General features: G+C 65.1%; 6 protein-coding genes and 2 tRNA genes. All 8 read left to right on the forward strand.

Translation table 11 applies throughout. The annotated features are described in order from the left end of the window. The first annotated feature begins 1 nt into the window (after position 1). Positions 2–1,150, forward strand: a complete 1,149-nt coding sequence (gene recF / locus JO236_RS03600) for a DNA replication/repair protein RecF (RefSeq protein WP_293324841.1) — start codon at positions 2–4, stop codon at positions 1,148–1,150. Then, positions 1,147–1,683, forward strand: coding sequence for a DUF721 family protein (locus JO236_RS03605; protein WP_293324843.1), 537 nt, complete (start codon positions 1,147–1,149; stop codon positions 1,681–1,683). Before recF ends, JO236_RS03605 begins: the two co-directional genes overlap by 4 nt. A gap of 264 nt (positions 1,684–1,947) precedes the next feature. Beyond that, positions 1,948–3,981 carry a DNA topoisomerase (ATP-hydrolyzing) subunit B gene (gene gyrB / locus JO236_RS03610; protein ID WP_293324859.1) on the forward strand — a complete coding sequence of 678 codons (2,034 nt, stop codon included), beginning with the start codon at positions 1,948–1,950 and terminating at the stop codon, positions 3,979–3,981. Positions 3,982–4,006: 25 nt separating this feature from the next. Beyond that, the gene (gyrA, locus tag JO236_RS03615; protein WP_293324846.1) at positions 4,007–7,585 is read left to right on the forward strand and encodes an intein-containing DNA gyrase subunit A; all 3,579 of its coding nucleotides are present in this window, start codon (positions 4,007–4,009) and stop codon (positions 7,583–7,585) included. A gap of 77 nt (positions 7,586–7,662) precedes the next feature. Next, the gene (locus JO236_RS03620) at positions 7,663–8,568 is read left to right on the forward strand and encodes a DUF3566 domain-containing protein (RefSeq protein WP_293324848.1); all 906 of its coding nucleotides are present in this window, start codon (positions 7,663–7,665) and stop codon (positions 8,566–8,568) included. A gap of 58 nt (positions 8,569–8,626) precedes the next feature. Further along, positions 8,627–8,700 (forward strand) — tRNA-Ile (locus JO236_RS03625). Positions 8,701–8,842: 142 nt separating this feature from the next. Beyond that, positions 8,843–8,915 (forward strand) — tRNA-Ala (locus JO236_RS03630). A gap of 133 nt (positions 8,916–9,048) precedes the next feature. Continuing rightward, on the forward strand, positions 9,049–9,973 hold a 925-nt coding region (locus tag JO236_RS03635), incomplete at its 3' end, for a hypothetical protein (RefSeq protein WP_293324850.1).

Raw genomic sequence — 9,973 nt, forward strand, 5'->3', positions numbered from 1 at the left:
GGTGCACGTCCGGCATTTGGCACTGCGTGACTTTCGGTCCTGGGAGCACGCCGACCTCGAACTGCATCCAGGCCGGACGGTGTTTATCGCACCGAACGGTTTTGGGAAGACGAACCTTGTTGAGGCCCTGTGGTATTCGGCTACCTTGGGCTCGCACCGGGTGGGCACCGACGCAACATTGATCCGCTCCGGCGCCGAACGGGCGGTGGTCTCGACAATCGTCGTGAACGACAGCAGGGAATGCGCGATCGACCTGGAGATCGCCGCAGGCCGAGCCAACAAGGCCCGCCTGAACCGCTCCCCCGTCCGAAGCACGCGTGAGGTGGTCGGGGTGCTGCGCGCGGTGTTATTCGCTCCGGAAGATCTGGCATTGGTTCGTGGGGATCCGGCGGACCGCCGCCGCTACCTGGACGACCTGGCCACTGTGCGGCGGCCGAGGGTAGCCGGAGTGCGCGCCGACTACGACAGGGTGCTGCGCCAGCGCACGGCGCTATTGAAGTCCTTGGCCGGTGCACGATACCGCGGCGATCGCGCCGCGTTGGACACACTCGACGTGTGGGACAGCCGGTTGGCCCAACACGGTGCCGAATTGATTTCTGCCCGAATCGATTTGGTCAATCAACTGAGTCCCGAGGTGGAGAAGGCCTACCAGCTCCTGGCGCCGGGATCACGGGCGGCCTCGATCCGGTACCGCGCCAGCATGGACGGGCTGAATACCGCCGACGCCGACTTCGACTTCCTGGAAACCAGTCTGTTGGCCGCGTTGGCGGCCCGCAGGGACGCCGAGCTGGAACGGGGTGTCTGCCTGGTCGGCCCGCACCGCGACGACCTTGAGTTGCGACTGGGTGACCAGGTCGCGAAAGGCTTTGCCAGTCATGGGGAATCGTGGTCGCTCGCGATAGCACTGCGGTTGGCGGCTTACGAATTGTTGCGCGCGGACGGCGACGAACCGGTGCTGTTGCTCGACGACGTGTTCGCCGAACTCGATGCCGCGCGCCGGCGCGCGTTGGCGGCAGTGGCGCAGTCGGCCGAGCAGGTATTGGTGACGGCGGCAGTACTGGAAGACATCCCGTCTGACTGGGACGCTAGGCGGGTGGGGATAGCGATGCGTGACGGTGATTCCGGACGGGTGTCGGTGTTGCAACCATGACAGAGGCCAACGACCAGCCCGAACTGACGGGCATCGACTTGGTGCGGCGCACTCTCGAAGAAGCCCGTGCTGCTGCCCGCGCGCAAGGAAAAGACGCCGGACGTGGTCGGGCGGCATCCTCGGTGCCGCGCCGCGTCGCCGGCCGACGTCGCAGCTGGTCGGGCCCCGGTCCTGACCCGCGCGATCCGCAACCGCTGGGCAGGGCGGTCCGCGATCTGGCGAAAAGACGCGGGTGGTCCGCGCAGGTTGCGGAGGGCACCGTGCTCGGCCAGTGGTCGACGGTGGTCGGCCAGCAGATCGCCGAGCATGCCACGCCCACGGCGCTGAGCGGGGGTGTGCTGAGTGTGACGGCGGAGTCCACGGCGTGGGCCACACAACTGCGGGTGATGCAGGCACAACTGTTGGCCAAGATCGCGGCCGCCGTCGGCAACGGTGTCGTGACATCGTTGAAAATCACGGGGCCGGTAGCGCCGTCCTGGCGAAAGGGGCCGCGGCACATCGCGGGCAGGGGGCCGCGCGACACCTACGGGTAGGGAACTCAGCAGCCCCCGACAGCGTCGTACCCTCGTCGAACCGCGTCATGTGACGGCCGCCTCAGAGCCGCCAGGAAAGGACATTGGCGCGTGGCAAACGTCATGACGCAACCGGAAGGAAGATATCGTGCGCACGGCGCGATCAGATAGGCGGAAACGCGCCTAGAAAATCGGTGCGGACACCCCTTCGCGGTAGAGTGGAGCGGTGCGACCGTCGCGGTGATCGAACCGCTCGCACCCAACCCCAAGGAGAGCACTCGGATCGTGGCTGCCGCGAAGAATAAGTCCAAAGACGGGTACGGCGCCGACGCCATCACAGTTCTCAAAGGTTTGGAGGCAGTCCGGAAGCGCCCGGGCATGTACATCGGGTCCACCGGCGAGCGTGGTCTGCACCACCTCATCTGGGAGGTTGTGGACAATTCCGTCGATGAGGCGATGGCCGGCTACGCGAGCCAGGTCGACGTGCGGCTACTCGACGACCGCAGTGTCGAGGTCGCCGACAACGGACGCGGCATTCCCGTCGCGCAACACGCCACCGGCGCCCCCACCGTCGACGTCGTCATGACCCAACTGCACGCCGGCGGCAAATTTGGTGGCGAGAACAGCGGCTACACCGTCAGCGGAGGTCTGCACGGTGTTGGTGTGTCGGTGGTGAACGCGTTGTCCACCCGGCTCGAGGTCGACATCAAACGCGACGGACACGAGTGGTCGCAGTTCTACGACCACGCCGTGCCGGGCACCCTCAAGCAGGGTGCGGCCACCAAGAAGACGGGAACCACCATCCGGTTCTGGGCCGATCCCGACATCTTTGAGACCACCGAGTACGACTTCGAGACCGTGGCGCGCCGGCTGCAGGAGATGGCATTTCTGAACAAAGGTCTGACGATCAACCTCACCGATGAACGAGTGACGCAGGACGAGGTCGTCGACGAGGTGGTCAGCGACACCGCTGAGGCGCCCAAGTCCGCCGAGGAGAAGGCTGCGGAATCGGTTGGGCCGCAAAAGGTCAAGCACCGCACCTTCCACTATCCGGGCGGTTTGGTCGACTTCGTCAAGCACATCAACCGCACCAAGAGTCCGATCCAGCAGAGCGTCATCGACTTCGACGGCAAGGGCACCGGCCACGAAGTCGAAATCGCGATGCAGTGGAACGGCGGATATTCGGAGTCGGTGCACACCTTTGCCAACACCATCAACACCCATGAGGGCGGTACCCACGAAGAAGGCTTCCGCAGCGCGCTGACGTCCGTGGTGAACAAGTACGCCAAAGACAAGAAGCTGCTGAAGGACAAAGACCCCAACCTGACCGGCGACGACATCCGGGAAGGCTTGGCCGCGGTCATCTCGGTCAAGGTGAGCGAACCGCAGTTCGAGGGTCAGACCAAGACGAAGCTGGGCAACACCGAGGTCAAGTCCTTCGTGCAGAAGGTCTGTAACGAACAGCTCACCCATTGGTTCGAGGCCAACCCCTCGGAAGCCAAAACTGTTGTGAACAAGGCGGTGTCGTCCGCGCAGGCGCGGATCGCGGCGCGCAAGGCACGAGAGTTGGTGCGGCGCAAGAGCGCAACCGATCTCGGCGGGCTCCCGGGTAAGCTGGCCGACTGCCGATCCACCGATCCCCGGAAGTCGGAACTGTATGTGGTGGAAGGTGACTCCGCCGGCGGCTCGGCCAAGAGCGGCCGCGATTCGATGTTTCAGGCCATCTTGCCGTTGCGCGGCAAGATCATCAACGTGGAGAAGGCCCGAATCGACCGGGTGCTGAAAAACACCGAAGTCCAGGCGATCATCACCGCACTCGGAACCGGGATCCACGACGAATTCGACATCACCAAGCTGCGCTATCACAAGATCGTGCTGATGGCCGACGCCGATGTGGACGGACAGCACATCTCGACGCTGCTGTTGACGCTGCTGTTCCGGTTCATGCGGCCGCTGATCGAGAACGGCCACGTGTTCTTGGCTCAGCCACCGCTGTACAAGTTGAAGTGGCAGCGCAGCGAACCGGAGTTCGCCTACTCCGATCGTGAACGCGACGGCCTGCTCGAGGCTGGGCAAAAGACCGGCAAGAAGATCAACAAGGAAGACGGCATCCAGCGCTACAAGGGTCTGGGTGAGATGGACGCCAAAGAATTGTGGGAAACCACGATGGACCCATCGGTCCGGGTGCTGCGCCAAGTCACATTGGACGACGCGGCGGCCGCCGACGAATTGTTCTCCATCCTGATGGGCGAGGACGTCGACGCCCGCCGCAGCTTTATCACTCGTAACGCCAAGGACGTTCGCTTCTTGGACGTCTGACGACGTCCGACGACCCGAGGAATACATGACTGACACCACGCTGCCGCCGGGCGACGAGGCCGGCGACCGGATCGAACCCGTCGACATCCAGCAGGAGATGCAGCGTAGCTACATCGACTACGCGATGAGCGTCATCGTCGGCCGCGCGCTGCCCGAGGTACGCGACGGTCTCAAGCCGGTGCACCGCCGGGTGCTGTACGCGATGTACGACTCCGGATTCCGGCCGGACCGCAGCCACGCCAAGTCGGCGCGGTCGGTCGCCGAGACGATGGGTAACTACCACCCGCACGGCGACGCGTCGATCTACGACACCCTGGTGCGGATGGCGCAGCCGTGGTCGCTGCGGTACCCGCTTGTCGACGGGCAGGGCAACTTCGGCTCGCCGGGCAACGACCCGCCCGCGGCGATGAGGTACTGCGTCACCGGGGATGCATTGCTGCGCTTGCCCTTTGGGCAGTCGGTGCGGATAGGCGACGTGGTAACCGGTGCCCGGCCGAACTCGGACAACGAGATCGACCTGAAGGTTCTTGACCGGCACGGCAACCCAGTTGTAGCGGACCGGCTGTTCCATTCGGGCGAGCATCAGACATTCAAGGTGCGCACCGCCGAAGGCTACGAAGTGACCGGCACGGCGAACCACCCATTGCTATGCCTCGTCGATGTCGGCGGCGTGCCGACACTGCTGTGGAAGCTGATCGAAGAGATCCGGCCCAACGACTGTGTGGCGCTGCAACGGACCCCGCCAGTGGAATTTGGTCCTGGGGACTGGCACCGCGTGATGGAAGCCCTGGATGAACTGAAGAAGACACGGCTTGCCGATCTGTGCGGGCAGCATGCGACAGAAAAGGCTGTGCCCGCATGGCTGTGGCACGCACCCGCCACGGTCAAACGCGCTTTCCTGCAAGCGTTGTTCGAATGCGACGCCTCCTGCTCGCAATTGCCGCGCAACACGATTGAGATCTCGTACTCCACCCGGAGCCGACAGTTGGCTGTCGACGTGCAACAGATGCTGCTCGAATTCGGTGTGTTGTCCCGGCGCCACCGGCATGCCACGGGTGAGCACAAAGTTGTCATCACCGACCGCGCCCAGGCCGAAACGTTCGGGGCGCGAGTCGGTTTCGGCGGGGCTAAACAGGCAAAGCTCGCGACGATTCTAGCCGCGATGCCCACGTGCGCCGGCGTGGACGGGGACCACGTGCCCGGTCTGGCCCGTTTCATCCGCGCGCAATCGGGTGGCTCGTGGGCCGACCGAGAGTGGCTCAACCGTCACAACGTCGATCACATCCAACGTTGGCGCACCGGTGGTGCGGAGATCCTGTCGCACATCGCGGACCCAGACGTCCGCGAGATCGCCACGGAGCTCACCGACGGCCGGTTCTATTACGCCCGCGTCGCGTCGGTGACCGAGGCCGGCGTGCAACCGGTTTACAGCTTGCGGGTCGACACGGAAGATCACGCCTTTCTCACCAATGGTTTCGTCAGCCATAACACCGAAGCGCGCCTGACCCCGCTGGCGATGGAAATGCTGCGCGAAATCGACGAGGAGACAGTCGATTTCATCCCGAATTACGACGGCCGGGTGCAAGAGCCGACGGTGCTGCCCAGCCGGTTCCCCAACCTGCTGGCCAACGGATCCGGGGGCATCGCCGTCGGGATGGCGACCAACATTCCGCCGCACAACCTGCGCGAACTCGCCGACGCGGTGTATTGGTGCCTGGACAACCACGAGGCCGACGAAGAGGCGACGCTCACCGCGGTCTGCGAGCGGGTCAAGGGCCCGGACTTCCCCACCTACGGCCTGATCGTCGGTTCGCAGGGCATCCACGACGCGTACACGACCGGCCGGGGCTCGATCCGGATGCGCGGAGTCGTTGAGGTAGAAGAAGATTCGCGCGGCCGCACTTCGATCGTCATCACCGAGCTGCCGTATCAGGTCAACCACGACAACTTCATCACCTCGATCGCCGAGCAGGTCCGCGACGGCCGGCTGGCCGGCATCTCCAACATCGAGGACCAGAGCAGCGACCGGGTGGGCCTGCGCATCGTCGTGGAGATCAAGCGCGACGCCGTGGCGAAGGTGGTGCTGAACAACCTCTACAAGCACACCCAGCTGCAGACCAGCTTCGGCGCGAACATGCTGTCCATCGTCGACGGCGTGCCGCGCACGCTGCGGCTCGACCAGATGATCCGCCACTACGTCGAGCACCAACTCGACGTGATCGTACGGCGCACCACCTACCGGCTGCGCAAGGCCAACGAACGGGCCCACATCCTGCGCGGTCTCGTCAAAGCCCTTGACGCACTGGACGAAGTCATCGCGCTTATCCGCGCGTCGGAGACCGTCGACATCGCCCGCGCCGGGCTGATCGAACTGCTCGACATCGACGACATCCAGGCGCAGGCCATCCTGGACATGCAGCTGCGGCGCCTGGCGGCGCTGGAGCGGCAGCGCATCATCGACGACCTGGCCAAGATCGAGGCCGAGATCGCCGACCTCGAAGACATCCTCGCCAAGCCCGAGCGGCAGCGCGCCATCGTCCGCGACGAGCTGGCCGAGATCGTCGAAAAGCACGGCGACGACCGCCGCACCCGAATCATCGCCGCCGACGGTGACGTCGCCGACGAGGACCTGATCGCACGCGAGGACGTCGTCGTCACCATCACCGAAACCGGCTACGCCAAGCGCACCAAGACCGACCTCTACCGCAGCCAGAAACGGGGCGGGAAGGGCGTGCAGGGCGCCGGGCTGAAGCAGGACGATATCGTGCGGCACTTCTTTGTCTGCTCTACGCACGACTGGATCCTGTTCTTCACCACCCAGGGTCGGGTCTACCGGGCCAAGGCCTACGAGCTGCCGGAGGCCTTGCGCACCGCCCGCGGTCAGCATGTCGCGAATCTGCTGGCCTTCCAGCCCGAGGAGCGCATCGCTCAGGTCATCCAGATCAAGAGCTACGAGGACGCGCCTTACCTGGTGCTGGCCACGCAAAACGGATTGGTCAAGAAGTCAAAGTTGACCGACTTCGACTCCAACCGTTCCGGTGGGATCGTGGCGATCAACCTGCGCGACAGCGACGAGCTGGTCGGTGCGGTGCTGTGCTCGGCGGAGGAAGACCTGCTGCTGGTCTCGGCCAACGGCCAGTCCATCAGGTTCTCGGCGACGGACGAGGCGCTACGGCCCATGGGGCGGGCCACCTCCGGGGTGCAGGGCATGCGGTTCAACGCCGACGATCGGCTGCTGTCGCTGAATGTGATCCGCGAGGACACTTATCTGCTGGTGGCCACGTCCGGCGGTTACGCGAAACGAACCGCTATCGAGGAGTATCCGGTGCAGGGCCGCGGCGGCAAGGGTGTGCTGACCGTCATGTACGACCGGCGCCGGGGCAGGCTGGTCGGGGCGCTCATTGTCGACGAGGACAGCGAACTCTACGCGATCACCTCAGGCGGTGGCGTGATCCGCACGACCGCGCGTCAGGTCCGCAAGGCGGGACGACAGACGAAGGGCGTGCGCTTGATGAACCTGGGTGAGGGCGACACACTGCTAGCGATCGCACGCAACGCCGAGGAAAACGCCGACGACAGCATCGGTGAAGTCGAGGGTAGCTAGCCTATAGCGACGCGGCCAGGCCCCGAGTAGGACCCGGGGAATAGACTCAGGCCGATCGGACAGTGTTAGGAGTCGGCGTGACCTCACGGAACGAGCCGGGCTCCCCGGACGCGAGCGACAGCTCGAACGGGGACAGTTCGGGCGAGCGTGCCGGTGCCCATCGGGCGGCGCCGCCCGGACAGGCCGGCCGCGGGCCGGATGGCACAGAGGCACCCCCGTGGCAGCGCGGTGTCCCCCGCGCGCCGCACGCAGCGCATCGCCAGCCGCCCGAGGCACCGGCCGAACCCCGGACGTCGAGCCCGCCGAGCGGGATTGACGCCCGGCTGAGCCGCTTCATTTCGGGGACCTCGGCTCCGACGGCCGGCACGAGCGCCGCAGGGGCGTCCAATCCACCGACGCAGGAATTGGAAGCGGTGCCCGCGCGCGGCGAAGGGCCGCCCGCCGAGGCGTACGCCAGCGAATTGCCCGATCTGTCCGGACCGGTTCCGCGCACTCCGCCCCGCAAGCCCGCCCCCGCGCCGGACACCGGAACGGCATCGGCCCCGGGCAAGGCTCGGTCGACGGCGGCCGCGGCTCGCGAATCCCGCGAGACCAGGGTCCAGGTGTCCAGACGCGGCCGCGGACCCGTCCGGGCCAGCATGCAGATCCGCCGCATCGACCCGTGGAGCACGCTGAAGGTTTCGCTATTGCTCTCGGTGGCGGTGTTCTTCGTCTGGATGATCGCCGTGGCGTTCCTCTACCTGGTGCTCGGCGGCATGGGCGTGTGGGCCAAGCTCAACAGCAACGTCGGTGACCTCTTGAACAACACCAGCGGCAGCAGCGGGGAACTCATTTCCAGCGGGACGATCTTCGGCGGCGCGGTCCTGATCGGTTTGGTCAACATCGTGCTGATGACCGCGATGGCCACCATCGCCGCGTTCGTCTACAACCTGACCACGGATCTGATCGGCGGTATCGAAGTAACCCTGGCCGACCGCGACTAGCGTTTTGGGGAAGCGGCGAAGATTGCGGTAATCTCGTCGCTCGGCTGTGCGCAAGTACGGGCCTATAGCTCAGGCGGTTAGAGCGCTTCGCTGATAACGAAGAGGTCGGAGGTTCGAGTCCTCCTAGGCCCACAACCATGTGTTCGTCAAGACGTTGCGTGAGGCTTGCGCTGCCGCTGGTCGCGATCGTTGCGGTGGTCGCTGTGGCGCGGTCCCGACGCAGTGTCGAGGTCTGGCACGTGGCCGCGGACAGTCACCCGCCCGGTGACCAAGAGGGGCCTTAGCTCAGTTGGTAGAGCACCGCCTTTGCAAGGCGGGTGTCAGGGGTTCGATTCCCCTAGGCTCCACTTTTCTCCAGTTTTCCACTTTTTCTTGAGAACCCGTTCGCGGCGGCTTGGAATGCCGCATCGAGACGATCCGCGCAGCGGTGTGCTGGCGTGATTCGCTGTACCGGCTGCGCCACCGTGGGAGCATTTGCTGATGGCAAGCCCAGACCACGCGGCTGAGTCGCGCCGTTACGTGGCAACCACCGCACGGATGGCGACGTGGCTCTACATCTGCATTTGGGGTTGGCTGGCGGCGCTCGTGGCCGTGTTCGCGGTGATGGTCCTGTTTCCTTCTGCGTACAGCACCGGCTGGGTGGTCCTTGGCCTCGTAACTGTTGGGCTAATTCTTTTTGGTGTGGTGGGCGTTCGGCGGTGGGGTTGGATCATAAAGATTCCGATTTGCGTCACGAGTGATGGCCTGACGGCCGAAGACAGTCCCGGTGACGTTTTTTCATTCAAGGACGCAAAGCTGGGCCTCTTTGCTCTCGGGCAGTCCGTCACGATGTCGGGTACGGCGCTTCACCTGCAATCGGGCCCCCACCGCTTTGTTCTCGGCGGACGAGATCATCGCCTCGGCAGCACAACACCACTCCAAGCGCCGCCGGTCGCCCGCGTCGACGGGTGGTTGCAGGCCGCAGAGTTCGATGAGGTGCTGAGCATGGTCAGCAGCTGCTCGGGGTTGGATATCCGCGGGCCCGCACCGGGTGAGCCGCTTCGCTGTCTGCTGTATCCGCCTCCCAAACCGATGGGGCCGTTCGCGCCGTTAGCATCCCAACGAAGACACCGACCTCCGCAACCACGCCTGGTCGTCGAAGGCGGTGCTGACGCGATCCGGGTGATCGACCCGAACACCAACGCGGTCATTGCCTCGGCTTCGCGCGCGCAGGTGACCGCGACGCCCGCAAATTACCGGCACGTCGATCCGGAGCAGTCGTACAACGTGCCTGTCCTGGTCGTGCGCGTTCCTGGTTTGCAGCCGTTGACGATTCGATGTCATCGCCAGTGGCGCGGCAGCGCGCCCAAGGAGGAGAAGGAACCCGAATTCAGGGTCTCGGACGCGGATTCGCGGGCGCTCGTAG

It is taken from the genome of Mycobacterium sp. (assembly GCF_019247635.1).
Lineage (GTDB): Bacteria > Actinomycetota > Actinomycetes > Mycobacteriales > Mycobacteriaceae > Mycobacterium.